Source organism: Mesorhizobium prunaredense (genome assembly GCF_900156895.1).
GTDB lineage: Bacteria > Pseudomonadota > Alphaproteobacteria > Rhizobiales > Rhizobiaceae > Mesorhizobium > Mesorhizobium prunaredense.
Genome location: NZ_FTPD01000008.1, coordinates 12,046 through 37,406, shown reverse-complemented (window position 1 = coordinate 37,406; position 25,361 = coordinate 12,046). Strand labels below are relative to the sequence as shown.

The 25,361-nt window shown below is 62.7% G+C and carries 31 protein-coding genes; 13 read left to right on the top strand and 18 right to left on the bottom strand.

Annotation, left to right across the window (positions count from 1 at the left end; all coding sequences use genetic code 11):
• Nucleotides 1–143 precede the first annotated feature (143 nt).
• Complete coding sequence (locus BQ8794_RS08455) at nucleotides 144–446, top strand: DUF982 domain-containing protein (RefSeq protein WP_077375558.1); 303 nt, start codon at nucleotides 144–146, stop codon at nucleotides 444–446.
• 90 nt (nucleotides 447–536) lie between these two features.
• Here the strand turns inward: BQ8794_RS08455 and BQ8794_RS08450 are convergent, their stop codons facing one another.
• Nucleotides 537–1,049: a DinB family protein gene (locus tag BQ8794_RS08450; RefSeq protein WP_077375555.1), complete on the bottom strand. Its 513-nt coding sequence runs from the start codon at nucleotides 1,047–1,049 to the stop codon at nucleotides 537–539.
• 89 nt (nucleotides 1,050–1,138) lie between these two features.
• On the opposite strand from BQ8794_RS08450, the gene BQ8794_RS08445 reads away from it, so the two are divergent.
• The 4 genes from BQ8794_RS08445 (at nucleotide 1,139) to ndk (ending at nucleotide 3,670) form a co-directional block, all read left to right on the top strand.
• Nucleotides 1,139–1,846, top strand: a complete 708-nt coding sequence (locus tag BQ8794_RS08445) for a glutathione S-transferase family protein (protein WP_077375552.1) — start codon at nucleotides 1,139–1,141, stop codon at nucleotides 1,844–1,846.
• Between the two features lie 133 nt (nucleotides 1,847–1,979).
• On the top strand, nucleotides 1,980–2,615 hold the full coding sequence (gene bluB / locus BQ8794_RS08440) for a 5,6-dimethylbenzimidazole synthase (protein WP_077375547.1): 636 nt from the start codon (nucleotides 1,980–1,982) through the stop codon (nucleotides 2,613–2,615).
• A 133-nt stretch (nucleotides 2,616–2,748) separates the two neighbouring features.
• Nucleotides 2,749–3,045 (top strand): DUF1905 domain-containing protein, encoded by a 297-nt coding sequence (locus BQ8794_RS08435; RefSeq protein WP_023800662.1) that lies wholly within the window; start codon nucleotides 2,749–2,751, stop codon nucleotides 3,043–3,045.
• 202 nt (nucleotides 3,046–3,247) lie between these two features.
• Entirely contained in the window at nucleotides 3,248–3,670 is a 423-nt protein-coding gene (gene ndk / locus BQ8794_RS08430; RefSeq protein ID WP_077375544.1) for a nucleoside-diphosphate kinase, read from the top strand.
• A gap of 137 nt (nucleotides 3,671–3,807) precedes the next feature.
• Here the strand turns inward: ndk and BQ8794_RS08425 are convergent, their stop codons facing one another.
• A complete protein-coding gene (locus BQ8794_RS08425) occupies nucleotides 3,808–4,572 on the bottom strand; it encodes a YbaY family lipoprotein (protein ID WP_077375541.1) in 765 nt (254 codons plus the stop codon).
• A 284-nt stretch (nucleotides 4,573–4,856) separates the two neighbouring features.
• On the opposite strand from BQ8794_RS08425, the gene BQ8794_RS08415 reads away from it, so the two are divergent.
• The 4 genes from BQ8794_RS08415 to BQ8794_RS08400 are packed head-to-tail and all read left to right on the top strand — an operon-like array spanning nucleotide 4,857 to nucleotide 7,424.
• Nucleotides 4,857–5,180 (top strand): BufA1 family periplasmic bufferin-type metallophore, encoded by a 324-nt coding sequence (locus tag BQ8794_RS08415; RefSeq protein WP_077375535.1) that lies wholly within the window; start codon nucleotides 4,857–4,859, stop codon nucleotides 5,178–5,180.
• A 27-nt stretch (nucleotides 5,181–5,207) separates the two neighbouring features.
• Complete coding sequence (gene bufB / locus BQ8794_RS08410) at nucleotides 5,208–6,137, top strand: MNIO family bufferin maturase (protein WP_077375531.1); 930 nt, start codon at nucleotides 5,208–5,210, stop codon at nucleotides 6,135–6,137.
• The gene (locus BQ8794_RS08405; RefSeq protein WP_077375528.1) at nucleotides 6,124–6,915 is read left to right on the top strand and encodes an HvfC/BufC N-terminal domain-containing protein; all 792 of its coding nucleotides are present in this window, start codon (nucleotides 6,124–6,126) and stop codon (nucleotides 6,913–6,915) included. Before bufB ends, BQ8794_RS08405 begins: the two co-directional genes overlap by 14 nt.
• Nucleotides 6,916–6,926: 11 nt before the next feature.
• Nucleotides 6,927–7,424, top strand: coding sequence for a DoxX family protein (locus BQ8794_RS08400; protein WP_077375525.1), 498 nt, complete (start codon nucleotides 6,927–6,929; stop codon nucleotides 7,422–7,424).
• Between the two features lie 30 nt (nucleotides 7,425–7,454).
• Here the strand turns inward: BQ8794_RS08400 and BQ8794_RS08395 are convergent, their stop codons facing one another.
• The 5 genes from BQ8794_RS08395 to BQ8794_RS08375 all read right to left on the bottom strand — a co-directional run bounded on the left by BQ8794_RS08395 (nucleotide 7,455) and on the right by BQ8794_RS08375 (nucleotide 11,758).
• Nucleotides 7,455–7,943, bottom strand: a complete 489-nt coding sequence (locus BQ8794_RS08395; RefSeq protein WP_077375521.1) for a molybdenum cofactor biosynthesis protein MoaE — start codon at nucleotides 7,941–7,943, stop codon at nucleotides 7,455–7,457.
• A gap of 1 nt (nucleotide 7,944) precedes the next feature.
• A complete protein-coding gene (moaD, locus tag BQ8794_RS08390) occupies nucleotides 7,945–8,202 on the bottom strand; it encodes a molybdopterin converting factor subunit 1 (RefSeq protein WP_077375518.1) in 258 nt (85 codons plus the stop codon).
• Between the two features lies 1 nt (nucleotide 8,203).
• A complete protein-coding gene (gene pgsA / locus BQ8794_RS08385) occupies nucleotides 8,204–8,800 on the bottom strand; it encodes a CDP-diacylglycerol--glycerol-3-phosphate 3-phosphatidyltransferase (RefSeq protein WP_077375516.1) in 597 nt (198 codons plus the stop codon).
• 97 nt (nucleotides 8,801–8,897) lie between these two features.
• Nucleotides 8,898–10,985: an excinuclease ABC subunit UvrC gene (uvrC, locus tag BQ8794_RS08380; RefSeq protein WP_077375513.1), complete on the bottom strand. Its 2,088-nt coding sequence runs from the start codon at nucleotides 10,983–10,985 to the stop codon at nucleotides 8,898–8,900.
• Complete coding sequence (locus tag BQ8794_RS08375) at nucleotides 10,982–11,758, bottom strand: SDR family oxidoreductase (RefSeq protein WP_077375510.1); 777 nt, start codon at nucleotides 11,756–11,758, stop codon at nucleotides 10,982–10,984. Before BQ8794_RS08375 ends, uvrC begins: the two co-directional genes overlap by 4 nt.
• 407 nt (nucleotides 11,759–12,165) lie before the next feature.
• Between BQ8794_RS08375 and BQ8794_RS08370 the strand changes: the two genes are divergently transcribed.
• Nucleotides 12,166–12,816, top strand: coding sequence for an outer membrane protein (locus BQ8794_RS08370; protein WP_077375507.1), 651 nt, complete (start codon nucleotides 12,166–12,168; stop codon nucleotides 12,814–12,816).
• 75 nt (nucleotides 12,817–12,891) lie between these two features.
• Here the strand turns inward: BQ8794_RS08370 and BQ8794_RS08365 are convergent, their stop codons facing one another.
• The gene (locus tag BQ8794_RS08365) at nucleotides 12,892–13,488 is read right to left on the bottom strand and encodes a glutathione S-transferase family protein (protein WP_077375701.1); all 597 of its coding nucleotides are present in this window, start codon (nucleotides 13,486–13,488) and stop codon (nucleotides 12,892–12,894) included.
• A gap of 459 nt (nucleotides 13,489–13,947) precedes the next feature.
• Here BQ8794_RS08365 and BQ8794_RS36025 point away from each other — a divergent pair, with 459 nt between their 5' ends.
• Together BQ8794_RS36025 and BQ8794_RS08355 are read left to right on the top strand one after the other, a co-directional pair.
• Entirely contained in the window at nucleotides 13,948–14,502 is a 555-nt protein-coding gene (locus BQ8794_RS36025) for a hypothetical protein (protein ID WP_210189823.1), read from the top strand.
• 420 nt (nucleotides 14,503–14,922) lie between these two features.
• The gene (locus BQ8794_RS08355; protein WP_077375504.1) at nucleotides 14,923–15,261 is read left to right on the top strand and encodes a transcriptional regulator; all 339 of its coding nucleotides are present in this window, start codon (nucleotides 14,923–14,925) and stop codon (nucleotides 15,259–15,261) included.
• Here the strand turns inward: BQ8794_RS08355 and BQ8794_RS08350 are convergent.
• From BQ8794_RS08350 to BQ8794_RS08305, 10 genes are all read right to left on the bottom strand, one after another.
• A complete protein-coding gene (locus BQ8794_RS08350) occupies nucleotides 15,231–15,683 on the bottom strand; it encodes a hypothetical protein (RefSeq protein ID WP_077375502.1) in 453 nt (150 codons plus the stop codon). The two genes, BQ8794_RS08355 and BQ8794_RS08350, sit on opposite strands and share 31 nt — an antisense overlap.
• Before the next feature lie 131 nt (nucleotides 15,684–15,814).
• Nucleotides 15,815–16,660: a 23S rRNA (adenine(2030)-N(6))-methyltransferase RlmJ gene (locus BQ8794_RS08345; protein WP_077375499.1), complete on the bottom strand. Its 846-nt coding sequence runs from the start codon at nucleotides 16,658–16,660 to the stop codon at nucleotides 15,815–15,817.
• Nucleotides 16,661–16,663: 3 nt separating this feature from the next.
• On the bottom strand, nucleotides 16,664–17,278 hold the full coding sequence (locus BQ8794_RS08340) for a hypothetical protein (RefSeq protein ID WP_077375496.1): 615 nt from the start codon (nucleotides 17,276–17,278) through the stop codon (nucleotides 16,664–16,666).
• Nucleotides 17,279–17,473: 195 nt separating this feature from the next.
• Nucleotides 17,474–18,574 (bottom strand): ABC transporter ATP-binding protein, encoded by a 1,101-nt coding sequence (locus BQ8794_RS08335; protein ID WP_077375493.1) that lies wholly within the window; start codon nucleotides 18,572–18,574, stop codon nucleotides 17,474–17,476.
• 10 nt (nucleotides 18,575–18,584) lie between these two features.
• Nucleotides 18,585–19,418: a carbohydrate ABC transporter permease gene (locus BQ8794_RS08330; RefSeq protein WP_077375490.1), complete on the bottom strand. Its 834-nt coding sequence runs from the start codon at nucleotides 19,416–19,418 to the stop codon at nucleotides 18,585–18,587.
• A gap of 13 nt (nucleotides 19,419–19,431) precedes the next feature.
• Nucleotides 19,432–20,367 (bottom strand): carbohydrate ABC transporter permease, encoded by a 936-nt coding sequence (locus tag BQ8794_RS08325; protein WP_077375487.1) that lies wholly within the window; start codon nucleotides 20,365–20,367, stop codon nucleotides 19,432–19,434.
• Nucleotides 20,368–20,486: 119 nt separating this feature from the next.
• The gene (locus BQ8794_RS08320; protein ID WP_077375484.1) at nucleotides 20,487–21,746 is read right to left on the bottom strand and encodes an ABC transporter substrate-binding protein; all 1,260 of its coding nucleotides are present in this window, start codon (nucleotides 21,744–21,746) and stop codon (nucleotides 20,487–20,489) included.
• Nucleotides 21,747–21,773: 27 nt separating this feature from the next.
• On the bottom strand, nucleotides 21,774–22,949 hold the full coding sequence (locus tag BQ8794_RS08315; protein ID WP_077375481.1) for a PLP-dependent transferase: 1,176 nt from the start codon (nucleotides 22,947–22,949) through the stop codon (nucleotides 21,774–21,776).
• On the bottom strand, nucleotides 22,946–23,680 hold the full coding sequence (locus tag BQ8794_RS08310) for a FadR/GntR family transcriptional regulator (protein ID WP_077375478.1): 735 nt from the start codon (nucleotides 23,678–23,680) through the stop codon (nucleotides 22,946–22,948). The genes BQ8794_RS08315 and BQ8794_RS08310 overlap by 4 nt, the downstream gene beginning before the upstream one ends.
• Nucleotides 23,681–23,896: 216 nt before the next feature.
• Complete coding sequence (locus tag BQ8794_RS08305) at nucleotides 23,897–24,598, bottom strand: TetR/AcrR family transcriptional regulator (RefSeq protein WP_077375475.1); 702 nt, start codon at nucleotides 24,596–24,598, stop codon at nucleotides 23,897–23,899.
• A gap of 183 nt (nucleotides 24,599–24,781) precedes the next feature.
• On the opposite strand from BQ8794_RS08305, the gene BQ8794_RS08300 reads away from it, so the two are divergent.
• The gene (locus tag BQ8794_RS08300; protein ID WP_143744495.1) at nucleotides 24,782–25,270 is read left to right on the top strand and encodes a RidA family protein; all 489 of its coding nucleotides are present in this window, start codon (nucleotides 24,782–24,784) and stop codon (nucleotides 25,268–25,270) included.
• Nucleotides 25,271–25,361: the final 91 nt, after the last annotated feature.

Below are 25,361 nucleotides of genomic sequence, written 5' to 3'. Positions count from 1 at the left end.
GACGCTTATGCCACGGAGCTTGGTGGCGAAAACCAAATTTCGGCAACATGGAACCTGATGCCGCAATCCGCGTTTCTGGGCGTCCGACCCCCGGTCGGAGAGCGGCGTCCGCCCGTCACCTCCGCCCAATTCAAGAGGCAAGAATGCACGATAAGACATTTTTCACCCCGGTCGCCGTAACCGTCGGCGCCGGCCATAAGCGCATGATCGCTTCGCTGTTCGACATGCATGAGTTCCTGACCGAGTTCCCGCCATCGCGGCGACGCTTGAGCTATGGCGCGGCGGTGAAGGCCTGCGAGGCGGCACGCGCCGGCGAGATCTCGCCCGAAGCGGCGCGCGATGCCTTGATCAGCTTCGCGGCGGCGGCAGGCATTCTCTGGCCTTCGGCACAGCCGGCAGTCTCGGTCAAGCCGATCGCCCGCGGCCAGGGCGGATACGCCGCCTGACTGGCCAGGCCTCTTTGGCGACTGTGGCCCGTCGAAGATGCTGTTCGTCTTCGACGGGTTTCCTGTCAATTCGATCCGGATGATCCCAAATCATGCGTAGGCGCGGCCCTCTTCACTACGCTGGAACAGCGTCAGGTCGAGCGGCACCGAAGGCCGGCCGAGAACGGTCAGGATCGCGTGCGCCTGGCCGCGGTGATGGGTCTGGTGGTTGAAGAAATGATCAAGCGCCGGCGCCAGCCGCTGCGAGACGGTGCGCATGTCGGAGACGGTCATGTAGGAGAAGCGGCCGGACAAAGCCTTGTCGCTTAACGCCCCAACCCAGTCGATGATCCTTTTGTCTTCGGCCTCGCGCGCCAGCCGCAAGCCCGGCTGGGCGCGGTGCAGGATGGTGTCGAGCCTGGCCGGCGCGTCGCCCTCGCCGGTAAAGCGCCTCATCCAGATGCGATCGGCAGTCAGAACATGGTTGAGCGTGCCCATCATCGAGCCGAAGAAGACCCCGACGTTGCGGTGAAATTCTTCCTCGTCGAGATCGGCGGCGGCATCGTAGATGCGGCTATTGGCCCATTGATTGTAGGCCGCAAACATCATGAAGTGCTGTTTCATCGTTTTCTCCGGCCCGCGAGACCCCGTTTCGGGTGCTTACCGCAAGGCCCGGAACGTCGCTCTAGTAGACCGCAAGGAAGCTGCCGCCAATGACCATTCTGCTCTATGATCTCGTCGGACGCGATGGCGCCCGTCCGTTCAGCCCGCATTGCTGGAAGGCGACGATGGCGCTTGCCCACAAGGGCCTCGATATCTCAACCGTGCCGACACGCTTTCTCGACGTGCCCACCATTGAAGACGGCGTTTCAAAACTCGTTCCGGTGATCCGCGACGGCGAGAAGGTGGTCGCCGATTCTTTCGCCATCGCGCTCTATCTTGACGAGGCCTACCCAGAGCGACCGACATTGTTTTGCGGCGACGGCGGCAAGGCGATGGCGCGCTTCGTCGAACGCTGGTCGCAACTGACCATCCACCCCTATGTCACCACTGCGGCGATCATGGACCTGCACGCCATGCAGGACGAGGCGAACGCCGCCTATTTCCGCCAAAACCGCGAGCAGCGCTTCGGCCAGAGACTGGAAGAGGTGGTGGCGGTGCGGGACGCCGGCCTTGGTGCCTTCCGTGCCTCGCTGGAACCATTGCGCTCGATGCTTGCCTATCAGCCGTTCATCGGCGGTCAATCACCGCTGTTTGCCGACTACATCGTCTTCGGCGCGCTGCAATGGGCGCGCATCGCCTCACCCTACCGGTTGCTCGACGACAGCGATGTGGTGGCGAAGTGGTTCGAGCGCTGCCTCGACCTGCATGATGGGCTCGGCCGCAAGGTGCCGGCGGCTGCCGCCGGCATAGGGGAGTAAGGGAGTAGGGCAGTAGGGGAGTAGGTATTCGCACCGCCGCTACTTCCTTACTCCCTACTGCCCTACTGCCCTACTGCCCTACTGCCCTACTGCCCTACTCCCCTACTCCCTTCGCAATGACAGTACGAACACCATGACGTCAGACCCGGAATTCCCGGACGATTTTCGCGCCGATCTGGTCAACCTCTTCCTGTGGCGGCGGGATGTCAGGCGATTCAGGCCGACGCCGCTCCCCGAAGGCGCGCTGGAGCGGCTGCTTGGCCTCTCCAGCATTGCGCCCTCGGTCGGGCTGAGCCAGCCTTGGCGTTTCGTCATGGTCGAGAGCGCGGAATGCCGCGCCGCCGTCAAGACATGCTTCGAGCGCTGCAATGCGGAGGCGCTCGCATCGTTCGGCGGCGAACGCGCCGCGCTCTATGCGCGCCTGAAGCTTGCCGGCCTGAACGAAGCGCCTTGTCAATTCGCGGTCTTCGCCGACCGCGGGACGGAACAGGGACATGGGCTCGGCCGCCTGACCATGCCCGCGACCATCGAATATTCGGCGGTGATGGCGATCCACACGTTTTGGCTGGCGGCGCGCGCCGAAGGAATAGGCATGGGCTGGGTCTCGATCCTCGACCCGGCCGAAATGGCGACGATCCTGGAGGCGCCGCCGGAGTGGACGCTGATCGGTTACTTCTGCGTCGGCTACCCCTGCGAGAACCACAGCGTGCCGGAACTGGAGCGAGAAGGCTGGGAAGTCCGGCGCGCTTCAATGGTGATAAGGCGGTAGTGCAACGGCAACGCTGCCATCCTCTTTTGCAGGGAAGAATGGATATCATGGATGATTTCGCCGATCGCCGGCGTTGCCGACAAGACACCATGGCAAAGCCAGCCGTGACGGCCGTGATCTGAGGAAGGCAAAAATGTTTCGCTACGACGTGCAGGCCGAGATCTGGGTCTATCCAGGCAAAGGCGGCTGGCATTTCGTGACGCTGCCGCCGGAGCTTGGGGCACGGATCAAGACGGCAATGGCGGGGATGGCACGGCCCTGGGGCTCGCTTGGCGTGGAAGCCGTCATCGGCCAGACCAGATGGCGAACATCGCTGTTTCCCGACAAGAAATCCGGCAGCCTGCTGTTGCCGATCAAGACGGCGGTACGGGTCCGCGAAGGCCTTCGGGCTGGCGACACGGCCAAGCTGACGATCGAGATGAAGTTATGACTTGGCTGACGGCGACACGCTATGCGGCGGCTAAAGCGCGTCGGAGACGCGCTTAAGTTCTTGTTTTTATGCATGTCGTTATCGCAAAACCGCTGCGCACTTTTGCGCGACATGCATTAGCGCCAGCCCCTTGGCAAGCCGGCGGGCGGCTTGTATAGAGCCCGCCACCGTGAATTCCACTCTCCATCACAAGGACGACCCCATGGCGCTCGAACGCACTTTTTCCATGATCAAGCCGGACGCAACCCGGCGCAATCTCACCGGCGCCATCACCCAAATGCTCGAAGAAGCCGGCCTGCGCGTCGTCGCCTCGCGCCGGGTGTGGATGAGCCGCCGCGAGGCGGAAGGTTTTTATGCCGTGCACAAGGATCGTCCGTTCTTCGGCGAGCTGGTCGAGTCGATGTCGTCGGGCCCAACGGTCGTGCAGGTGCTGGAAGGCGAGAACGCCATTGCCAAAAACCGCGACGTGATGGGCGCCACCAACCCGGCCAACGCCGCCGAAGGCACCATCCGCAAGCTGCACGCGCTGTCGATCGGCGAGAATTCCGTGCACGGCTCCGACGCGCCGGAGACCGCCGCGCAGGAGATCAAATACTGGTTCTCGGACACCGAGATCGTCGGCTGAGCCGATAAGTCCATCACCACGTCACATGCAAAAAGGCCGGCGCAATGCCGGCCTTTTTCGTTGCGGCGATCCGGCTCGGACGCCGGGTCGCCGACACCCGCCAACTGCGCATGATGCTCAAAAACCGAAACCGGTTATCAGCTCGCGGCGTTGAAGCGCAGGATGACGCGGTCGTCTTTGTCGACGATGATGAGCTTGCCGGCGTCGACGTGATACGATGCCGCCTTGGCCAGCGCCTCGAACAGCGCCTTTTCCTCGGCCATAGTGTCGGGCGCGCAGGCCTTGAAGGTCGAACCGATGTCACTGATGGCAATCGTCGAACCATCGACTTTGGCGGTGGCGAAGTAGACGTTGCAAGGCCCGCTGCCGCCGGCCTTGCCGGCCTCGTCGATCCTGAACGTCGCCTGCGGCTCGGCGATCACACCAATGCCGTCGATATACTCGATCAGCCAGCTCTGCCCGACAACCGGGGCCGACGCCGGCTGCTCGCTCGACGTCACCATCTTCAGCATGATGGTCTGCGGCGCGTCGCTCAGTGGATCGACCTGGTGGCGCATATCGGAGATGAACAACAGCCTGTCGTCGACGGTGATGCGCGCCTGCAGCGCATAGGTCATATGAGGCCGGATCATCTGGGGATCAAAGCTGATCTCGAACTTGATCGGCACCTGGCCGGCCGGCGCCACCTTGCGCTCACCGATGACAGCGGCCGCCGCGTCGGCCAGCGAGACATCGGCAAGCTGCACGGAAAGCTCGGCTTTGGGCGGCAGAGCGATGCGCTCGCGATACATCACCTCGCCCTTCAGGGTCTTCTCGGCAGCGACGGACAACTCAGGCACCACCATTATACCGACCAGCGGCACGACACCGAAGATGAAGAACTCGGCGATCCTGCCCAGCATGATCCTGCTCCCCATAATGCGCCAAACTGGTCGGAAGGTCTCGCAGGATTGCGGTGGTTCCGTGGCGCCCCACACGGGCTGTTCACACGGCGGTGCCTTCCGGCGGCTCGTTGCCCTGTGGGTCGGCCTCCTTGGCGTGACAGGCGAAATATTGCTCATGCCAAGTCCCCAGGCGATCACGAAGTCGTGTTCCAAAAAGATGTAACGCAGGGAACCTCCGGACCGAACTGACCAATGCGCGCTTGAGGAACGGCGCGCGCAACAACCCAATCGGAGGTGAAATCATGTCAACAAGATCAACCGTGAGCGCGGCCTTCCTGGCCGGCGCCGTTGCCACGGCTCTTGCTTCTTTTGCGACGGCCGCGCCGCTGTCCGAGGCAGAAGCCAAGGCGGCGATGGATGCCGGCAAGGAGAAGTGCTTTGGCGTCGCCCTAAAGGGGCAGAACGACTGCGCGGCAGGACCTGGCACCACCTGCCAAGGCACCTCGACGGTCGATTACCAAGGCAACGCCTGGAAGTTCGTCGACGGCGGCACCTGCACAACGATGGACCTGCCCGGCGACCGCAAGGGCTCGCCCACGGCGCTGAGCCGCGACATCCCGTCCTAAGCAATGCAAGCTGCCCGGAAAGCGGAGATGAAGATGAACGGACTGGCCCCGTCATTCCGCATATCGAAAACCTCGCGCTTTCCGGCACACCCGATCGCCGGTCTTGCCGGCACCAGTTTCAAGCATGAACATCTACCCGTGATCCTCGGCGACGGCCCAAAGGACGGCTTCTTCGAGGTCCACGCCGAAAACTACATGGGCGCGGGCGGCCCGCCGCACGATGCGCTGGCCAGGATTCGCCGCGATTTTCCCGTTTCGCTGCACGGGGTGTGTATGTCGATCGGCGGACCGCGACCACTCGACAAAGTGCATCTCGGCCGTTTCAAGGCGCTCGTCGACCGCTATGAGCCGGCGCTCGTTTCCGAGCATCTCGCCTGGTCGACCCACGACACCACCTTTTACAACGACCTGCTTCCCCTGCCCTATACGCCGGCAACGGTTTCGCGCGTGGCGAATCACATCGATGAAATGCAGGAGACGATCGGCCGCCCGATCCTGATCGAGAACCCCTCGACCTACGTCCTTTTCGCTGAATCGACGATGAGCGAGACAGATTTCATCGGCGCGCTGGTGCAGCGCACCGGTTGCGGCCTGCTGCTCGACGTCAACAATGTCTTCGTTTCGGCCACCAACCACGGCTATTCAGCGCTTTCCTACCTCGCGGATTTCCCGCTCGCGCATGTCGGCGAAATCCATCTGGCCGGGCACGCCGAGCAGGCGGATGACGAGGGCGACCTGCTGCTCATCGACAGCCATGATGGTCCGGTCGCCGACGCGGTCTGGAAGCTCTTCGATATCGTCATCGGCCGATGCGGACCGCTGCCGACGCTGATCGAGTGGGACAGCGCCATTCCCGAGTGGCCGGTGCTCAAGGCGGAGGCCGCCGCCGCCCAAGCGATCCTCGACCATCACGCCGACAGCCACCATCTGCTCGGAAAAGCCCATGCCGCAGGATGAGCTCCAGTCGGGCGACCTTAGCCACCGGTTCGACTATGCCGAGGCATTCACCGCCGGTTTGCTCGATCCTGGCCGTGCCCCGCCTGACGCCGTCTCGGGGCCGAACGGGAAGGCAGCGGTCAAACGATACGCCGTCTACCGCAACAACGTCACGGTCAGCCTGATCGATGCGCTGGCCGCCAGCTTTCCAGCGACGCTGCGCATCACCGGCCCGGACTTCTTTCGGGCGATGGCGCGCTTCCATGTCCGCGAAACGCCACCCACCTCGCCGCTTCTGTTCGAATACGGCCGCGACTTTCCCGACTTCATCGAGCGCTACGACTATGCGCGGCCGATGCCATGGCTGGCTGACGTGGCGCGCTTGGAGCGGGCCTGGCTCGACGCCTATCATGCCGCCGACGCGGAACCGCTGGCTTCCGTGGCACTGGCGGCTATCCCGCCCGAACGGCTAGCCGATACCGTGTTCGTGCCGCACCCGGCAACGCGCGCCATTCGCTCGCGCTATCCGGTCGTGACGATCTTTGCGGCGAACCGGCGCGACCGCCCTGTCGGGCGGATCGAGGCGGACGGCCCTGAAGATGCGCTGGTCACGCGGCCCGGGCTCGAAGTCTTTGTTCGCCATCTGCCGCCCGGCGGCGCAGCTTTTCTGGATCGTCTCATGGCGGGCGAGCCGCTCGGCGCGGCGGCCGCGGCAGCATTTGCGGAAACTGCCGAATTCGACCTTGCCGCCAACATTGCCGGCCTGCTGCAAGCAGGCGCCATCACAGCGGCACACTAGGGAGGGTGAGCATGACGAACCATGGATGGGACGCCAGCACCGAGCCGCAAGGGGCTGCCACCCTCGTGGAGAGGGTGAATGCCGCGCTGCGCACGAGGGCCACACCGTCGCTGACGCAACTCGTCCTGCGCTGCGCGCTCGCTGTCCCGTTCTGGCGGTCCGGCATTAACAAATGGGACGGTTTTTTGCAGTTGAACGAGGTGGCCGTGCTGCTTTTCAGCTCGGAGCTCAAGCTGCATCTGCCCGGCGGCCCTTACGATTTTCCTGCACCTGGGCTGGTGGCATTCGTCTCAGGGTCGGCGGAAATCCTGCTGCCAATTCTTCTCGTTCTCGGCCTGGCGACACGACTGGCGGCATTCGGCCTGCTCGTGATGACGCTGGTCATACAACTCACCGTGCCGGACGGCTGGCCGCTGCACATCACCTGGGCGGCGATGGCACTCGGCATCATGGCGTGGGGATCCGGCCGGATTGCGCTCGATCACTGGATCGGCACTGACAAGGGCTGACGGGTTTCCGCCTGGCGGTGACGCGAAGCATCAATTTCCTTTCGGCACGGCCTGCTTCCAGCGGCTTGCGGCCTCGTCGTCGGCCTCCTTGGCGTCGACCCAGCCGCCTTCGGAGCCGTCGGTGTGGTGTTCCTTCTTCCAGAACGGCGCGCGCGATTTGAGATAATCCATCAGGAAGTTCGCCGCCTCGAACGCCGCCTGCCGGTGGGCGGAGGCAGCGACCACCAGCACGATGTTCTCACCGGGCACGATCCTGCCGTGGCGATGGATGGCGGTGAGCCCCTGCAGCGGCCAGCGGCGAACCGCGTCGGCGGCGATGCGGCCGATCTCGGCCTCGGCCATGCCGGGATAATGCTCGAGCTCGAGTGCCGCGAGCCTGCCCGCTTCATCGCGGCAGAGGCCCGAGAAAGTCACCACGGCGCCGATGTCGGCGCGGCCTTGCGTCATCCTGGCGATCTCGGCGGCGACATCGAAATCCTCCGCCTGGATGCGCACCGTCGGCACCACCGGGCCGGGCATTTCAGCCGCCCGTCATCGGCGGGAATAGCGCGATCTCGCGCGCGCCTGATAGCTTCTCGCCGTGCTCGACATGTTCCTGGTTGATGGCGACGCGGATCACGTCAGGATATTGCAGCGCGTGCTCGTACTCCTCGCCGCGCGATTTCAGCCAGCGCAGCAGGTCGGCCACCGTCTCGATGCCGGCGGGCAATTCGACGTCCTCTTCTGGCTTGCCGATCCGCTCGCGCACCCAGGCGAAATAAATCAGCCTCGTCGACATGCTACTCGTCCATGATGTGCTTGAGGCCGGCGCGGAAATAGTCGTAGCCGGTGTAAAGCGTCACCAGCGCGGCGATCCACAACAGCACAAGCCCGATCTGCGTGGTCAGCGGGAAGATCTTGTCGCCGGCAGGTCCGGCGAGCAGGAAGGCGATGGCGATCATCTGGATGGTGGTCTTCCACTTCGCCAACTGCGTCACCGGAACCGAGACCTTCAGCGCCGCCAGATATTCGCGCAGGCCGGAGACGAGTATCTCGCGGCACAGGATGATGATTGCTGCCCACAGCGACCAGCCGGCGATGCCGGCATGCCTATCGGTATCGGCCGCCAGCAGCAGCAGGCACGTGGCGACCAGCAACTTGTCGGCGATCGGATCGAGCATCTTGCCGATATTCGAGGTCTGCTGCCAGGCGCGCGCCAGATAGCCGTCGAAATAATCGGTGATCGAGGCGAGCAGGAAAATGATCAGCGCCGACCAGCGGGCGAAGTCGCTCGACTTCAGATGCCCTTCGAGAAAAAAACACAGCACAACCAGCGGCACCGCGAGGATGCGGAGGTAAGTGAGCATGTTGGGCAGGTTGAATGCGCGCTGGGCCATATCTTTGGAACTCTTTCTGCCTGCCTACTCAAATCAGAAGCGAATGTGGGGGGTCAACAGGTGATAATCGATGGACCAGCCGAAAATAGCCGAATCATCAGCTCTCGTGGAAATGGTTGTAGACCAGCTTGGCTACCTGCTCGGAAATGCCATCGACCTTGACCAGATCCTCGATCGCGGCGCGGCTGACCGCCTTGGCAGTGCCGAAATGCATGAGCAGCGCGCGCTTGCGACCGGGACCGATGCCGCTGATCTCGTCAAGCGGGCTCTTGACCATCTCCTTCTTGCGGCGGGCGCGGTGCGAGCCGATGGCGAAGCGGTGGACCTCGTCGCGCAGCCGCTGAACGAAATAGAGCACGGGGTCGCGCACGGGGAGCGAAAACGGTGGCTTGCCCCTGACGAAGAAGCGTTCGCGGCCGGCGTCACGGTCCTGGCCCTTGGCGATGCCGATGGCCTGGACGCGGTCCTCGATGCCGAGGTCGGCGAGGATTTGTCGCACCGCCGTCATCTGGCCCTGGCCGCCATCGATGAGGATGACGTCTGGCCAGGCAGGGAAGCCGCCCGCATCCTCGAAATCGTCGCCCTGTTCAGCCAGGATGTCGTCCGCCGCCTGTTCGCTCCGCGGCACATCGCCATGTTCCTTCAGCAGCCGGGAGAAACGCCGCTCCATCACCTCGCGCATCATGCCGAAATCGTCTCCCGGCGTGATCTCGGTCGAGCGGATGTTGAACTTCCGGTACTGGTTCTTCACGAAGCCTTCCGGCCCGGCGACCACCATGGCGCCGACGGCGTTGGTGCCCATGATATGGGAGTTGTCGTAAACCTCGATGCGCACCGGCGGTTTCTTCAGGCCGAAAGTCTCGGCGAAACCGGTGAGCAACCGCCCTTGCGTCGAGGTCTCGGCCAGCCGGCGGCCGAGCGCCTCCCGGGCATTCTGCAGGGCGTTGTCGGTCAGGTCCTTCTTCTCGCCGCGCTGCGGCACCGAGATCGCCACCTTGCGACCGGCGCGGGTGGAGAGCGCCTCAGCCAGCAGTTCCTGGTCCTCGACGCCATGCGACAACAGGATGGTGCGTGGCGTCGGCTTGTCGTCATAGAATTGCGCCAGGAACGAGCCCAGCACCTCGGCCGCCTCCAGCGCCGGATCGGCCTTGGGGAAATAGGCGCGGTTGCCCCAGTTCTGGCCGGTGCGGAAGAAGAACACCTGGATGCAGACCTGGCCGCCTTCCTGATGGATGGCGAAGACATCGGCCTCGTCGACGGTCTGCGGGTTGATGCCCTGATGGCTCTGCACATGCGACAACGCCGCCAGCCGGTCGCGATAGATGGCGGCGCGCTCGAAATCGAGATTCTCCGCGGCCTGTTGCATGGCGGCGGAGATGTCGGTCTTCACCTTCTGGCTGCGGCCGGACAGGAAGTCCTTCGCCTCGGCGACCAGGCTGGCATAGTCACTATGCGAGATTTCGCCGGTGCATGGGCCGGCGCAGCGCTTGATCTGGAACAGCAGGCACGGCCGGGTGCGGTTCTCGTAGAAGGAGTTGGTGCAACTCCTGAGCAGGAAGGCGCGCTGCAGCGAGTTGATGGTGCGGCCGACGGCGCCGGCCGAGGCGAAGGGGCCGAAATAGTCGCCCTTGCGCGAGCGCGCGCCGCGATGCTTGTAGATGCCGGGCGAGACATGATCGCCGGTCAGAAGGATATAGGGGAACGACTTGTCGTCCCGCATCAGCACATTGAAACGCGGCCGCAAGCGCTTGATAAGGTTTGCTTCCAGCAGCAGCGCTTCGATCTCGGTGCGGGTGACGACGAACTCCATCGTCGCCGTCTCGCGCACCATGCGGCCGATGCGGCTGGTGTGGAAGCGGCCTTGCGCGTAATTGGTCACCCGCTTCTTCAGGCTGCGTGCCTTGCCGACATAGAGCACGTCGCCTGCGGCATTCATCATGCGGTAGACGCCGGGCGCGTTGGGCAGCTGTTTGACCAGCGTCTGGATGACTTCGGCGCCGACCATGCCGTCGGCATCGCCGGCATGCGGCGTCCAATCGATGGCCGTGAAGGCGACATCAGGGCCATCGGAACCGAGCTTTGACGGTTCGACGATCTCCTCCGCCACCTCGTCCTCGAGGTCGACATCGGGGGGCAGGTCGTCGGCGGCGCCGCCGCGTTTGTGTTTCTGGTCCATGGGACTCATTCGACAATGCCTGTCACATCGGGCGTCTGCCATGCAAGGTGCTGGCCGCCGTCGAGCGCGATCATCTGGCCGGTGACCGAGCTTGCGCCCCAGAGATAGCGGATGGTGGCGCCGAATTCAGGCAATTCCGGGCCGCGCTTCAGGATCAGGCCGTCGACCTGCGCGGCAAAGTCGCTGTCTTGCTGACGCGCGCTCTTCAGCGTCGGGCCGGGACCGATGGCATTGACGCGAATGCGGGGGGCCAGCGCCTGCGCCATCATCTGCGTCTGCGTCCACAATGTCGATTTCGACAGCGCATAGGAGAAATAGCGTGGCGTCGGGCGCCAGACGCGCTGGTCGATCATATTGACGATCAGCCCATCCTCGCCTTCCGGCAGCGCGCGGGCGAATTGTTGCGCCAAAAATGCAGGCGCCTTCACGTGGATGGCGAAGTGACGGTCCCAGGCAAGCCAGTCGACGTCCTGAACCGTATCGTCCACGAACAGCGACGCATTGTTGACCAGCAGTGTGACAGGCCCGAGCGCGGCTTCGGCGCGGCCAACGAGGTCCTCGACCGCGGCCATGTCGGTCAGGTCGGCGGCGACCACAGCGGCGCGGCCACCCAGGCCAAAATGACCGCCGTTGATCCGCGCGGCCAATGCTTCCGCCTCGGCCCGCGAACGGTTGCAATGGATGGCGACGGCAAAACCGTTCGCGGCAAGATCCTCGACAATCGCCTTGCCGATCCGCTTGCTCCCGCCCGTCACCAGCGCCGTTCCAGCGGCCTTGCTCATCCTGTCAATCCTCAATGGGCTTCGATTTCAGCCAGCCGGCGAACTATGGCCGGCCAAGCGTTAAATGCCGTTCGGACCTTGGGCAGCATTGTGGCAAAGCGGCCGGATCGGTCTTTCGGCTGTGGCCTGGACTCGGCCGTGAGACCGCAATATAGGGCTCCGGACCCCTTGCTCCAAGCCGTGTTCAGCGCGGCACGGCAAAGCCTCCTGACACCATCTGTTGCGCAGATGCAACGTCAAAGTTCGGCCTTATTCGTGCCAGGTAATGACCCAAGTTCAGGTTCGCTTCAGCCGTATTTGGACACGACATTCGGAACCGTTGAGCGCCAGACCCGTTTATCCCCCCGGCGGGTTGAGGGCGCTTGTGAAAAGCAAGCCTGTGCCTGTGGCTTAAGGAGTAAAGAACAATGCAAGCCAATCTTAAATTTGCGCGACCGCTGGCGGTGGCGTTCGGGCTCTTCGCCCTCGGCGGAACCGCCTATGCTGCTGACGTCATCTCGGAAGAGCCGCCGGCTCCTGCCCCGATCGCGGAACTTCCGGTCGCTTCCTGGGCCGGTCCCTATGCCGGTGTGAGCGTCGGCTACGGCTTCAGCGGTCACGCTGATGCCGATGATTTCGGCACTGACGTCGACACCGATGGTTTTGTCGGCGGCGTCTTCGGCGGCTATCAGTGGCAGCAAGAGAACTTCGTCTACGGTGCTGAAGCCGATATCGGCTATAGCGGCATCGAGGGCGACGATGGTGGCGTCGAGGCCAAGGGCGGCTTCGAAGGCTCCCTGCGCGCCCGCCTCGGCTACGCCGTCACCCCGGAAATCCTGCTCTACGGCACCGCCGGTGGCGCGCTCAAGAACCAGGAGATCGAAGCGGCCGGCGCCAGCGACGAACAAACCATGCTCGGCTGGACGGCCGGCGTCGGTACCGACATCAAGATCACCGACAATGTGTTCGGCCGTGTCGAGTATCGCTACACCGACTTCGGTGACAAGGACTTTGACGGTATCGGCAAGGTCAAGTCGACCGACAACCGCGTCACCTTTGGCGTCGGTATGAAGTTCTAAAATCGTCCAAGCCACGACACGAAAAAGCCGGGCCTCGCGCCCGGCTTTTTTTATGATCCCTTCTCTGGCTGCCGCTCACGCCGGGACGCAGGGTTTCAGCTCCGGAAATTTCTCGTCAAATCGCGTTGCCCAGCGGACCAGCCTGCTGCGGCCCTTTTCCCATTTTCCGGCAAAGCGCAGTGAGAGATAGCCAAGGCAGGCGCGCAGCGCCAGCTGGCCGGCGGTGATCTTCTTTGGCAGCTTTGGCGGATTGGCGTTGAGCAGATCGAGCGCGCTGTTGATCTTCGCCCACTGGCGGTCGAGCCACGGCTGGTAGACCATGTCTTCGGGGCGCGTGCGCCGCTCATAGACCATCGACAGCGCGCAGTCGCAGATGCCGTCGGCCAGTGCCTCAAGCACTTCCGCCTCGAGGCGCTTGTCGGGATTGCGCGGAAACAGCGCGTTCTTCGACATGCGGTTGAGATGCTGGGTAATGGCGCGGCTATCGTGGATCGTGCGGCCGTCGTCGAGCACCAGCACCGGGATCTTGCCGAGCGGATTGGCGTCGATCAGCTCAGCCGGTTTGTCTTCGGTTTTGATCGGCACGAGATCGACGGCGATGCCGGCATAAAGCGCGGCCATGCGCACTTTGGAACTATAGGGTGACGTGGACGCGTAGAGCAGTCTGGGCATGATCGGGTTCCTGTTTGCCGAGTACAGAGCATGGACACGCAAATGACACTGTAGCACTTTGAATTTGCGTATGATCCATTTCCGCGACACTGTTGGCCGGACATCCCGGCATGATCAACAGCCCACAGGCGGAAAAACCGGGCGCCACGGCGAACGACCGTCCTCTTCAAGATCCCCAGGCAAATGAGCGGTACAGTTCCAGCCTAAGAGCATCTGAACATGTCAGACGGATCCGAAACCGAGCCAACTCAGTCTTGCACCAAGAATTTCTCTCCGGGCACAGAGAAATGCCCCACTGGACTTCGCCGTAGGGCGAAGTCCTAGGAGCTGCGAAAAGCTGTCTTCCCTCCGCCTCTGTTGCTGCCCGAGCACTGACCCTGCGAGCGAGGCGCCTGTCCGGCACCCGCCCTCAACCGTCCTCAGCACTGTCCTCCGCGAGCGAAGAAACGCGATTACTTCTTGGCCTTCGCGGTCGCGGCCTTCGCCTTTGGCTTGGCCGCAGGCGCTGCTTTCTTCACCGCTACCGAAGACTTCGCTGCAGCCGCTTTCTTTGCCGGTGCAGCCTTCTTGGCCGGTGCAGTCTTGGCAGGCGCAGTCTTGGCAGGTGCTGCTTTCTTCGCTGCCGGCTTAGCCGCGGCCTTTGCAGCCGGCTTCTTGGCCGGCGCTGCTTTTGCCTTGGCGGGCGCAGCCTTGGCAGGTGCTGCTTTCTTCACTGCCGGTTTTGCCGCGGCCTTCGCGGCCGGCTTCTTGGCCGGCGCTGCTTTTGCCTTGGCCGCGGCGGCCTTCGGCTTGGCAGCAGGTGCTGCTTTCTTCACAGCGGCTGCAGCCTTTGCCGCCACTGCTTTTACTGGTGCTTTCTTTGCCGGTGCCTGCTTTGCCGGTGACTTGGATGCCGGCGCTTTGGATGACTGTTTAGCCATATCATGCCCCTTAGTTGTGCCGACGGCCGTTAATGACCCGGCGCGTAATGCATATCTGACTCGCGCTTGTCTAGCCAGCGAAGCATCAGCATGATTTCTGCAGTTTAAGTTTTGGTTACAGGCGACACACGCTCGTGCCGATTTCCCAAAATGCCGTTGCTGCTCTTCGATCTTTGCCGACGGTTTACGACAGACATTCTGCGCGCTTTGCCGGAACCAATCCCACTACAAAAGCGCTGAAGGTCAGCAAGCCTTTTTTGTTCGCTGATCATCGACCGCCAACACCATGACGGGCTGCTTCATCGGCCTCATCTTCTTGTTCTACCAGGCGATCTACACAAGCTGCAAAAGCAAAGCGCGGCCCATTCCGCCGTGACTTGTCCGTGGTTGACAGATTACTCTATTCAGCAGAGTATTCTGAATCTAGGGAAGAGCGCATGTCATTCGCGCAATGTCGGGCGGCGCTGTCCCAGATCAGTGAGACTTAACGCCGGACACCACAGCAGGCCCGATAATGGCTGCCGACGAAATCATCCACCAGAGCGTGCGGCTCAGGATCATGGCGGCGCTGAATTCTCTGGAACGGCGCGAAGCGCTGGAATTCACCCGATTGAGGGCCATCGTCAATGCGACCGACGGCAATCTCGGCGCGCATATCGATACACTTGCCACGGCGGGCTATGTCGATGTCGAAAAGCTGTTTGTCGGACGTCGACCGCAGACGCGGGTCAAGGCGACGTCAGCCGGACGGCGCGCCTTTCGCGGTCACGCCGCGTTCCTTCGCGCCATCCTCGATGAGGCGGAGCAGCCCGGCAAACGCAATCAGCGCAGGACGCGGCAGCGGCCGTTGTAGACCATCCAGCGGTCGAAGCCCGCGACGCAGAATTCGACATTATCGCCGATCGAGGCAAAGCCCTGCCCTTCCTCGATCAGATACCAGACGGTGCGGGCGTGGCCATCGGACAGGCTGACGGTGGCGCCGCAATAGCGGCGGCCGATCGGCCAGGTTTCGTTGGCTGGCAGATAGCGATGCTGATGGATGCCCTGGAAATCGACAATCTCGACGTTGGGCAGATTCGGCACGTGGTGCACCTGGTAGGAGAAGCGGCTGGTGATCTTGTTCAGCACCCAGGCCTCACCGCAAACGCCGCTGTCTTCTTCGGTATAGACGGCAAGGTCGGCCGCCTTTGCTGCCTGGGTGACAGCGAGTGACGTGCCGAGCGGTGTGCAAAGCGCGATCAGTGCGGCAAGGGCGGATTGGGCGAAGCGAGTCATGGCAGCCTCTTATGGTCGACTGCGCACACTGTGCGGATTCGCTTGCGCGCGGTCAAGCGGTTGTAGCGACAATGGTTTCCTAGTTTGAAATCGCCTTCAACCAGGGCAGGCGCGCGGATAGCTCTGCCGCCCTACGCCGCCAGCCAGTCCAGCGTCCAGTGCGCCGGTTTTTCAACGACAAGCAATTTGTGCAGAGCCGGCAGCAGCGTGCGCAATTCGGCTTCCAGCGTGAACGGCGGGTTGACCACCACCATGCCGCTGCCGTCAAGGCTGGGCTCGGCCGATGGCGGCCTGATCTCGAAGCCGATGTCGAGCAGCTTCGGGACACCTGACTGCACCAGCGCCTTGCGGAAGGCGGCGACCGCCTTGCGGTCCTTGACCGGATACCACAACGCATAGACGCCGCCGGGCCAGCGCTTGTGGGCTTTCCGCAGCCCATCGACGAGGCGGTCGAATTCGCCCTCCTCCTCGAAGGGCGGATCGACCAGCACGAGGCCGCGCTTTTCCTTCGGCGGCAGATGCGCGCCGAGCGCCAGCCAGCCGTCGAGCTCGATCACCCGGGTCTGGAAATCGCCTTGGAACAGCGCCCTCAGCTTCGCGGCGTCCTGGCGATGCAACTCGATCGCCGACAGCCGGTCCTGCCCGCGCATGAGATGACGCGCGACCAGCGGCGAGCCTGGATATTTCTTCACGCCGCCTTCAGGATTGAGCGAACGGACGGCTTCCAGATAAGGCGCGAGCAGCGCTGCCGCCGGTGCGTCAAGCGCGGCATCGACAAGCCGGCCGATGCCGCCTTGCCATTCGCCGGTCTTTTGCGCTTCTGTCGACGACAGGTCGTAGCGGCCGATGCCGGCATGGGTGTCGATGACGCGAAAGGCCTTGTCCTTCTGCTTCAGATATTCGACGAGCCGGCTCAGCACGACATGCTTGACGACATCGGCGAAGTTTCCGGCGTGATAGGCGTGGCGGTAATTCACGATCTAGTTCGAGCCCCTGCCCCAGCGTGGCGGTGGCGGCTGCGAGTTCGGATTTTGCGGCCGGCGGCCGCCGAAACGCAACGCCAACAGCAGCCCGATCAGGCCGGCCGCTATCAGCGAAAAGCCGACCGGCCGCGCCCGGCGATCGATCTCGCCGACGCTGGAACGCAGCACGAGGTCCACCGCCCGCATCTCGATGCCTTCGGCGTCGCCCGGGCCGATGGTGAAGAGGTACGGGCCGGGGCTGACCTTCGCGATCAGGCCGGCTTCGTCGCGAAAGATCTTGTCCGGCAGTTGCGGGCTGACCTGACGCGGATTTTCCGAATGGTTGAATTGCAGCGTCGAGGCGAGCACCGTCCTGCCGCCGGTGGCGGCGGTCAGCGTCAGCACGGTGCGCTGTTGCGAGACGACGATGCGTTCGGTTCTCGCGGTGAGGTCGACCAGCACCCGCACCGGCGCGTCGCGAGCGGCCAGCGGCACCGTCGCCGGCATGAACCGGCCCTGTTCGTAGACCCGCCAGGTCCCGATCTCATGGCCGGAGAAATTGGTAATCGCCCAGGGATAGACGACGCCGATGCCGATGCCGGCGAGCAGGATCAGAAGAAACAGAAAGCGCATGCGCTCGACTACCTTGCCCGGATATTAGCATTAGCGCCGCCGCGGGCGCGTTCCATCTCGTCCCAGAGCCATGTCGAGGCCGAGATCAAATGTCGTATCGAATTCGGCGGTGCCAAGATAGACAATAGCATCGGACCCAAAGGTGGGAACCGGTTTTGGGAGAATCCGAATGATCTGAACGCCCGATGAGGAGGATCAGCCTTTCCCCTTCTGGAGGCTCGTTTCCAATGCGCGCATTCCAGTCTCGTCGAACAAATGCAGATGTTGCGGCGGGAAAGCCACCGTCACCGTCGGGCCAGCCGTCAGCGCCGCCCTGTCCAGCGTGAAGACGTTGAATGGCAGGCCATGCAGGCCGAGATGCAGGATGATGCCGAAGCCGGTCGGCTCGATCAAGTCGACCGTCGCCCTCAGGCTGCTCTCCGATGCCGGCGACATCTCGACATGCTCCGGCCGGATGCCGAGCGTCACCGACGCGCCTTGCTCGAGTTGATAGGCTGACGAAAGCGCAATCAGCGTTCCATCGGGCAATCGTGCGCCGGCCGTGCCTGCGCCGATCTCATAGCACGCCGACAGAAAATTCATCGCCGGCGATCCGATGAATCCAGCGACGAACAGGTTGGCAGGGCGGTCGTAAAGCTCCAGCGGACTACCGACCTGCTGCACCACGCCCTCATGCATGGCGACGATCCGGTCGGCCAGTGTCATCGCCTCGATCTGGTCGTGGGTGACATAGATCGAGGTCGCGCCGAGATCGCGGTGCAGCTTCTTGATCTCTGCCCGCATCTGCTCGCGCAAGCGCGCATCGAGATTGGACAGCGGCTCGTCGAACAGGAATGCCTTGGGCTGTCGCACGATCGCGCGGCCCATCGCCACGCGCTGGCGCTGACCGCCCGACAGTGCCTTCGGCCGCCGCGCAAGCAGCGGCTGCAGCTCAAGCTTCCTGGCTGCATTGCTGACGGCGGCCGTGATCTTCTCGCGGGCAGCCTTGCGGATGCGCAGGCCGTAGCTCATGTTCTCGGCGACATTCATGTGCGGATAGAGCGCGTAGGACTGGAACACCATGGCGATGTCGCGGTCCTTGGGCGCCCGCTCGTTGACGCGCATGCCGTCGATCCGGATCTCACCTTCGGTCACCTCCTCGAGCCCGGCGATCATGCGCAGCAGCGTGCTCTTGCCGCAGCCCGACGGCCCCACCAGCACCACGAACTCGCCGTTCTCTATCGACAGGTCGACGCCGTGCAGCACGGAGACGATGCCGAAATTCTTGCGGACGTTGCGGATGTCGATCGATGCCATGGAACCTCACTCAGCCCTTGACCGCGCCGGCCGTCAGGCCCTGGACCAGATAGCGCTGGATGAACAGGAAGAAGAGGCAGGCCGGGATCAGCGCCAGCACGCCGGCCGCCATCATCTGCCCGAAATCGACCGAAAACTTCGACACGAAGGTGAGCAGACCGACCGGAAACGTGGCGGCGCTGTTGCCTGAAATCAGCATCAGCGCGAACAGCAGTTCGCTCCATGCGGCGGTGAATACAAAGCCCAGCGTCGCCGCAATGCCGGGCAGCGTCAGCGGCAGGACGATCTGGCGAAACGCCATGAACTGCGTGGCGCCATCGATCTTGGCCGCCTCCTCCAACTCCTTGGGAATGCCGTCGAAAAACGACTGCATCAGGAACGTCGCGAAGGGGATGTTGAAGGCGGTGTAGACGACCACCAGCCCGGTCAGGCTGTTGGTCAGCCCGAGCGGCGAGAGCATCTTGAAGATCGGCGCGACCAGCATCACCAATGGAAACATCTGGGTGAGCAGCATCAGCGCGACCAGCCAGTATTTGCCGCGGAAGGTGAAGCGCGACAGCGCATAGCCGGAGAGAGACGCAAGCAAGGTCACGATCACGGCGGTCGCGCCGGCAACGATCATGCTGTTCCTGAAGAAGACCGGGAACGCACTGTGGGCCAGCACGAAGCGGAAATGTTCAAAGCTCATCCGCGACGGCCACATGCGCACGCCCTCGGAATAGAGCAGGTCGTTCGGCGTGACCGATACTTTCAACAGCCAGAACAGCGGGAACAGTGCAAAGAGGACGTAGCAAAGGATCGCCAGGCGGTGCAGCGCGGTGCCGAAGGTCGAGTAACTGTTCATCTGGTCATCCCGATCAGGCCCGATCCATCAGGACTTGCCGCAGCATGACGATCAGCATCGAATAGGCGAGCAACAGGACGAGCAGCACCAGCGCAATGGCCGAGGCATAGCCGAAATCCAGGGCCCTGAAGGCTTGCGTGAAGATGTAGCTCGCGACGATCTGCGTGCGGTCGGCAGGCCCGCCGCTGGTCATGACGATGATCAGGTCGGCGAAGTTCGAGATCCAGACGGTGCGCAACAGCACGGTGATCGCAATGGTCGGCGCAAGGAATGGCAACGTGATCGACGTGAACCGCCTGAATGCCCCGGCGCCGTCGATCGCCGCCGCCTCGTAGAGGTCGCGCGGGATGGCCTGGAGCGCGGCCAGCAGCGTGATGGCGAAGAAGGGAATGCCCCACCAGACGTTGGCGATGATCGGTCCCCACATGGCAAGCTGCGGATTGGAAAGGATGTTGGCCGGCTCATTCATGAGGCCGAGCGCATAAAGCCAATGCGGCAGCGGTCCGATGACGGGGTTGAACAGCCACGCCCAGTTGAGCCCGGTGAGGAAAGTCGGCACCGCCCAGGGCAGGAACACCAACGCCTGCGCTATGGCGCGGCCGGCGAACGGCCGGTCGAGCAACAGCGCCAGGATCAGGCCGAACACGAATTGCAGCAAGACGGACGCGCCGGTCCACCACAGCGTGTTGCGTAACGCCCGGTAAAAATTGTCGTCGTCATAAAGGGTGCGAAAATGATCGAGCCCGACATAGCCGCCAGAGAAGGGATTGAGCAAGTGCACGTCGCGGAAGGCGTAGGACAGGCCTAGCACCAGCGGCGCCAGCATGATGGTGACGATCAGAATCAGCGCCGGGGCGGTGTAAAGATATGGCTCGGCCTGACGCGTGACCCGGTCGACCAGCGACCGGCGGCGCGATTCCGGGAACCCGGCGGTGGCGTCAAAAACCATCAGCTAACGCTTTCGCTCCAATTGGCCATCCGTCCAATCGACCATCCTTCCAATCGACCATGGATGAGAGCTATCGGAGCCACCCGCGATGGGCGGCTCCGATGCTCGAGGTCCGCCGTTTATTTCTTGGCCAGGTATTTCTGCTGCGCCTTGGTCAGATAGTCGGCCCACTGGTTGGCCATTTCCTCTGGCGTGATATCGCCAAGCAGTGCCTGTTGACTGGTCTTGATGACCATCGAGTCCTTGAAGAATGCAAACTCCTCGAGATAGGTCGGCATGACCGTTGGCACTGCATCCTTGTCCTCGAGTTCAGCGAACCAGCCCTTGAACTGCTCGCTTGCGTAGAAGGGATCCTTTTCGGCCGACTTGTGGACCGGCAGCGCTCCGGTGCGTTTGTTCCACTCGACATTGCCCTCGGGCCCTTCGAGCGTTTCTATCAGCTTCCAGGAAAGGTCCTTGTTCTGGCTGGCCGCCATCATCGACCAACCGGCATAGCCGATGGTCGGGAACGTCTTGCCGCTCGGCCCCTTCGGCATGGTCGTGACGCCGTAGTCTTCCGGCTTCATCCGCTCGGCTATTGCGATCAGCGCGTCTGGATCCTGATCAAGCATTGCGCAGGTGCCGGTGTAGAATCCGGCGACGATTTCGTTAAAACCCCAGTTGACGCTGTCCTTCGGCGCCAATCCCTTCTTGTAGAGATCGACGACCCAGGTCAGTCCCTTGACCCAGCCCTCGCCGTTCATGGTCGAGGTGCCGTCCTCATTGAAGAACTTGTTCGAGCCGGCCATGGTTGCGCCGAACATGATCCAGCCGTTGAGGCCACCCGGTCCGCCGCGCAGGCAGTAGCCATATTTGCCCGGAAGCTTGGATACTTTCTCCGACGCTGCCACGAACTCGTCCATCGTCTTGGGCGGCTCGGTGACACCAGCCTCCTTGAACAGCTTCTTGTTGTAGAACATCGCCCGGAGATAGAAGCCGTAGGGCAGCATGTAGGCGGTGTTGTTCACGTCGCGGCCGAGTTCGAGCGCGCGATCGGTGATGCCCGAGGTGTGCTCCCATTTGGCAAGATAGGGTTCGAGGCTTTCGAGAAGGCCGTTGTTGGCATAGAGCGACAGCCAGGTGTCCGGCATCTCCATGACGTCGGGGATTTCGCCGGCGGACACCATGGTCGCGAATTTCTGGAACGCCTCGCCCCAGGGCAGCGAGATCACCTCGACCTTCGTGCCCGGGTTGGCCGCCTCGAATTTGGCGACGATCGACTTCAGGGTTTCGGTGCGCTCGGGGCTGGTGATCACCTCCACGAGCTTCAGCGTCGTGTCGGCGAGTGCAGCACCCGACATCAGTACGGTGGCGAATGCGGCGATAAGAAGCTTCTTCATTTTCCGTTCCCTTCTTGTCTGGTTGCTTCAGGTCTTTTCTTCGGAAGCGGCGTCGATCGCCGTTTCCAGGTCACTCCACAGCGCCTCGGTTCCCTCGAGGCCGACATGGAGACGCACGGACCGCGGATGGACGCCGAACGCCATCGCGGAATTGGGTTGGGCCTTCTGCTGCAGGACGACCTCGCCGGGAACGATGAGGCTCTCGTGGCCGCCCCACGACACGCCCAGCTTGAACAGCTTGAGGCGGTCGGCAAAGGTGCGGATGTCGATGCCGTCGCGGAAGACAAATGAGAACAGGCCCGACGTGCCGGTGAGCCCCGCGGGAAGCAGGTTGGCCAACCCTGGATGGCAGACCCTCTCGACGATTGGATGATCCCGCAGGCGCCGTGCGATTTCGAGGCAGGAGGCCTGATGAGCGCGCATCCGGATCGGCAGCGTGCGCAAGCCGCGAATCAAGAGCCAGGCATCGAATGGCGACAGCTTGCCGCCGAGATATGGATAGGCTTCGCCGCGGATGCGGCCGATCAATTCCTTCGAGCCCGCGACGACGCCGGCCACCACATCGCTGTGGCCGCCCAGGTACTTGGATGCGGAGTGGACCACAACGTCGACACCGAGCGACAGCGGCCGCTGAAAGACCGGGCTGGCCCAGCTGTTATCGATGATGGTCGGGATGCCGCGGGACTTTGCCAGCGCTGCGAGCGCACCGATGTCATGCGTTTCCATGACCCAGCTGGTCGGGCTTTCCATATAGAACAGCCTGGCGCCAGGCAGGGCGCTCGCGACAGCCGCCTCGTCGCGCCCGTCGACATAGGTCACCTCGATGCGCATGCGCGCGAGCAACGTCCCGAACAGTCTGAACGCGTCCGGGTAGATATGCCTGACCGCGACAATGCGGTCGCCCGGTTCGACGAAGCTCAGCACTGCCGATGAGATGGCGGACATGCCGCTTGCAAAACCGATCGCGTCCTCGGCGCCCTCCAGCTTTGCCAGCATTTCCTCGAACATGCGCACGGTCGGGTTCAGCCCGCGCGTGTAGGTCGGCCGCACTTTTTCGCCGCGGTATGTCTCGAGCATCTCGTCATAATTCGAGAAGGTGAAGAGCGAGGTCTGCACGATCGGCGGGACGACGGCATCGAAGGCGTTGCCCTCGTCATGGGCGGCGATCAGCGAGGCCTGGTCGAAAAAATCCGGGCCATTCATTTCGACATTTCCTCGATATCCTCTTCCACGATCTCGAGGATCTTCAGCGTTTTTCCGCGCGCCAGCTCCGCGTCCCCGGCGACGATCGCATCGAACAGCTCACGGTGATACGGGAACGATCGCCGCGCGAAATCCTGCCGGTCGAAAGGATGGTCCCAGAAGCGCTCGAACGCTTCGCGCATCTGCCCCAGGAGCTGTCGGAAAAGCGGATTGTGCGTGGCATCGTAGACCGCCAGGTGAAAGGCCAGGTCTTCCGGTCCCGACGTGCCGGTGGCGAGATGGACGCGCTCCATCTCGATGAGTTTTTCCTCAATCGTCCGCAGATCGTCGACTGTCCGCCGCTGCGCCGCAACCATGCTTGCCTCGGCCTCGATGCCGCGGCGCACCTCGAGGGTGTGCAAGAGACCGTCGCGCAGCTCAGCCGTATTGAGCGACAGCGGCAAATGGATCGTGCCGGCGGATATCGGCTTGAGCAGATAGGTGCCGCTGCCTTTGCGGGTCTCGGTGACGCCGAGCGCTTCGAAACGCCCCATCGCCTCGCGAATCGTCGAACGTCCCACGGAAAGCGCGGCCATCAATTCGCGTTCGGTCGGAAGCCGGTCACCGCTCTTCAGCGCAGCGCGCTCGACATAGTCTGCCAGCGCTTCCATAACCTGCTTGCCGCGGTCCAACGGCGGGAGCGTGGCGATTGCCACACGCGTGGCAGGTGCCCCGGGCAGTTCGCCGCGCATACGCATGGCATCTACGCCCCAAATTGGTCTGACATCTTAGCAGTTTTGCGCGCCGCCGGCCTTTCGTCAAGTGGCCTGGCAGTGTCTCAGTCTGCATTTCGGCTCACACCCATTGCGGAACCTTGGGCGTTGCCGCGTCTTCTGCGACCTTGCAAAATCAGCTGCAAAACTGTGATTTTAATCGGCGATGTTGCTACAGTCGCTTTCAGCCAAAGCCTACCGTTCAGCCTCATCTGGAGAGAGGCCATCGAGCAGGAAGCCGAGGCCTTTCCGGAAAGCGCCGTCCCAGTCATTGTCCAACAGCAGACGAGAGCGTTCTATTGTCGGGTAGCGTTCGCTGAGACGCGTAAGGCGCTGCTGCGCAGCGGCCCTGTCGTCGTCCGAGAGGTCGAAGCTCGCCCGGGTTATGGTGGCGCCCATCACATAGTTCCAGAGCGACCATATCGCAACGTTCACATCTGCGTCCGCAACACCGGCTCTGGACAAGGTCTTGCTCAGCAGTTCCAAGCGACCGAGGATGTTCGGGCCGAGCGCCCGGCGCGGCAACAGCGATGCCGACCAAGGGTGGCGCAGCATGCTGGCGCGCCAGTCTTCGAGCATATGAACGACTTCTCCGCGCCAGTCTTGAGCTGTTTGCGACGGTCCGCGATATTCGAGCACCGAGTCGAGCGCCAGATCAAAGACATCCTCTTTGTTGTCGACGTGCCAATATAGGCTCATGACGCCCGAGCCGAGGCGATCGGCCAGTCGACGCATCGTCAATCCGTCGACTCCTTGAGCGTCAAGCAGTTCCACCGCGGTCGCCACGATACGGTCCCGAGAGAGCGGCGGTTCACTGCGTGGCTCATGCACGGGCTGGAGCCCCTCACACATCCGCTGAGGCCGTTTGCCCCGGGTGCCGCTACGTTTGGCTGCCATCCGTCTTCCTCGCTGTCGAGAACGTCGATTTTGACCGGCAACGCGATGAATGTCGATCTTGAAGGATTGCCTCGTACGGCGTACCATACATTGACTCAATCGCGAATGGGTTAAAGTTCACATGCCGGCTGCGAGGGCACGTCCTCGCAGAGCCAAGAGAAAATCATGTCACGCGAGAAAATCATGTCACGCGCAATCAAGCATCTGCTTATCGAAGGGCTAATCATCATGACCATCGGAGTTCCCACTGCCACGACAGCCAATGAGAAGGATCTCAAGCTGACCATCGTCAATCCACAAAACCTCTACGACCCGTCGCCGAATGGCTACAGCACGGCGGTGATCACGCCGCGCGGAGCCCGGGTGGCCTACATCTCCGGACAGGGCGGGCAAGACAGCACGGGAGCCTTGTCGCCCGACTTCGCTGTCCAGGTTGAGCAGGCCTACACAAATTTGCGCACCGCCCTCGATGCGCTCGGTGCGAGGCCGGATCAGGTCGCCAAGCTCACGGTCTTTGTGGTCGATCACGATATGTCCAAGCTTGAGGTGTTGACCAAGAACGTCAAAAAAATGTTCGGTGAAGCGCTGCCGGCGCAGACCCTGATTCCCGTTCCCAAGCTTGCAATTGACCCCATGCTCTTCGAGGTGGAGGCCGTCGTCATTCTGGAATAGTGGTGCCGGTCGCCTTTCGCAGCTTCGCTGAATTACGAATTGCGGATCGCGGTAGGGACGCTCAGCAATGGGCGTCCCTACCGCGATCCGT

Excerpts from the sequence above, each read along its gene's own strand:
- BQ8794_RS08320 (WP_077375484.1), bottom strand. The coding sequence starts at position 21,746 with ATGAAGAAGCTTCTTATCGCCGCATTCGCCACCGTACTGATGTCGGGT.
- BQ8794_RS08335 (WP_077375493.1), bottom strand. The coding sequence starts at position 18,574 with ATGGCATCGATCGACATCCGCAACGTCCGCAAGAATTTCGGCATCGTC.
- BQ8794_RS08305 (WP_077375475.1), bottom strand. The coding sequence starts at position 24,598 with ATGGCAGCCAAACGTAGCGGCACCCGGGGCAAACGGCCTCAGCGGATG.
- BQ8794_RS08355 (WP_077375504.1), top strand. The coding sequence starts at position 14,923 with ATGGCTGCCGACGAAATCATCCACCAGAGCGTGCGGCTCAGGATCATG.
- BQ8794_RS08350 (WP_077375502.1), bottom strand. The coding sequence starts at position 15,683 with ATGACTCGCTTCGCCCAATCCGCCCTTGCCGCACTGATCGCGCTTTGC.
- BQ8794_RS08455 (WP_077375558.1), top strand. The coding sequence starts at position 144 with ATGCACGATAAGACATTTTTCACCCCGGTCGCCGTAACCGTCGGCGCC.
- BQ8794_RS08435 (WP_023800662.1), top strand. The coding sequence starts at position 2,749 with ATGTTTCGCTACGACGTGCAGGCCGAGATCTGGGTCTATCCAGGCAAA.
- BQ8794_RS08325 (WP_077375487.1), bottom strand. The coding sequence starts at position 20,367 with ATGGTTTTTGACGCCACCGCCGGGTTCCCGGAATCGCGCCGCCGGTCG.
- uvrC (WP_077375513.1), bottom strand. The coding sequence starts at position 10,985 with ATGAGTCCCATGGACCAGAAACACAAACGCGGCGGCGCCGCCGACGAC.
- BQ8794_RS08330 (WP_077375490.1), bottom strand. The coding sequence starts at position 19,418 with ATGAACAGTTACTCGACCTTCGGCACCGCGCTGCACCGCCTGGCGATC.
- ndk (WP_077375544.1), top strand. The coding sequence starts at position 3,248 with ATGGCGCTCGAACGCACTTTTTCCATGATCAAGCCGGACGCAACCCGG.
- BQ8794_RS08415 (WP_077375535.1), top strand. The coding sequence starts at position 4,857 with ATGTCAACAAGATCAACCGTGAGCGCGGCCTTCCTGGCCGGCGCCGTT.
- bluB (WP_077375547.1), top strand. The coding sequence starts at position 1,980 with ATGACGTCAGACCCGGAATTCCCGGACGATTTTCGCGCCGATCTGGTC.
- BQ8794_RS08375 (WP_077375510.1), bottom strand. The coding sequence starts at position 11,758 with ATGAGCAAGGCCGCTGGAACGGCGCTGGTGACGGGCGGGAGCAAGCGG.
- BQ8794_RS08315 (WP_077375481.1), bottom strand. The coding sequence starts at position 22,949 with ATGAATGGCCCGGATTTTTTCGACCAGGCCTCGCTGATCGCCGCCCAT.
- BQ8794_RS08370 (WP_077375507.1), top strand. The coding sequence starts at position 12,166 with ATGCAAGCCAATCTTAAATTTGCGCGACCGCTGGCGGTGGCGTTCGGG.
- BQ8794_RS08405 (WP_077375528.1), top strand. The coding sequence starts at position 6,124 with ATGCCGCAGGATGAGCTCCAGTCGGGCGACCTTAGCCACCGGTTCGAC.
- BQ8794_RS08395 (WP_077375521.1), bottom strand. The coding sequence starts at position 7,943 with ATGCCCGGCCCGGTGGTGCCGACGGTGCGCATCCAGGCGGAGGATTTC.
- BQ8794_RS08365 (WP_077375701.1), bottom strand. The coding sequence starts at position 13,488 with ATGCCCAGACTGCTCTACGCGTCCACGTCACCCTATAGTTCCAAAGTG.
- pgsA (WP_077375516.1), bottom strand. The coding sequence starts at position 8,800 with ATGGCCCAGCGCGCATTCAACCTGCCCAACATGCTCACTTACCTCCGC.
- BQ8794_RS08425 (WP_077375541.1), bottom strand. The coding sequence starts at position 4,572 with ATGCTGGGCAGGATCGCCGAGTTCTTCATCTTCGGTGTCGTGCCGCTG.
- BQ8794_RS08450 (WP_077375555.1), bottom strand. The coding sequence starts at position 1,049 with ATGAAACAGCACTTCATGATGTTTGCGGCCTACAATCAATGGGCCAAT.
- BQ8794_RS08445 (WP_077375552.1), top strand. The coding sequence starts at position 1,139 with ATGACCATTCTGCTCTATGATCTCGTCGGACGCGATGGCGCCCGTCCG.
- BQ8794_RS08400 (WP_077375525.1), top strand. The coding sequence starts at position 6,927 with ATGACGAACCATGGATGGGACGCCAGCACCGAGCCGCAAGGGGCTGCC.
- moaD (WP_077375518.1), bottom strand. The coding sequence starts at position 8,202 with ATGTCGACGAGGCTGATTTATTTCGCCTGGGTGCGCGAGCGGATCGGC.
- BQ8794_RS08340 (WP_077375496.1), bottom strand. The coding sequence starts at position 17,278 with ATGCGCTTTCTGTTTCTTCTGATCCTGCTCGCCGGCATCGGCATCGGC.
- BQ8794_RS08310 (WP_077375478.1), bottom strand. The coding sequence starts at position 23,680 with ATGCGCGGCGAACTGCCCGGGGCACCTGCCACGCGTGTGGCAATCGCC.
- BQ8794_RS08300 (WP_143744495.1), top strand. The coding sequence starts at position 24,782 with ATGTCACGCGCAATCAAGCATCTGCTTATCGAAGGGCTAATCATCATG.
- bufB (WP_077375531.1), top strand. The coding sequence starts at position 5,208 with ATGAAGATGAACGGACTGGCCCCGTCATTCCGCATATCGAAAACCTCG.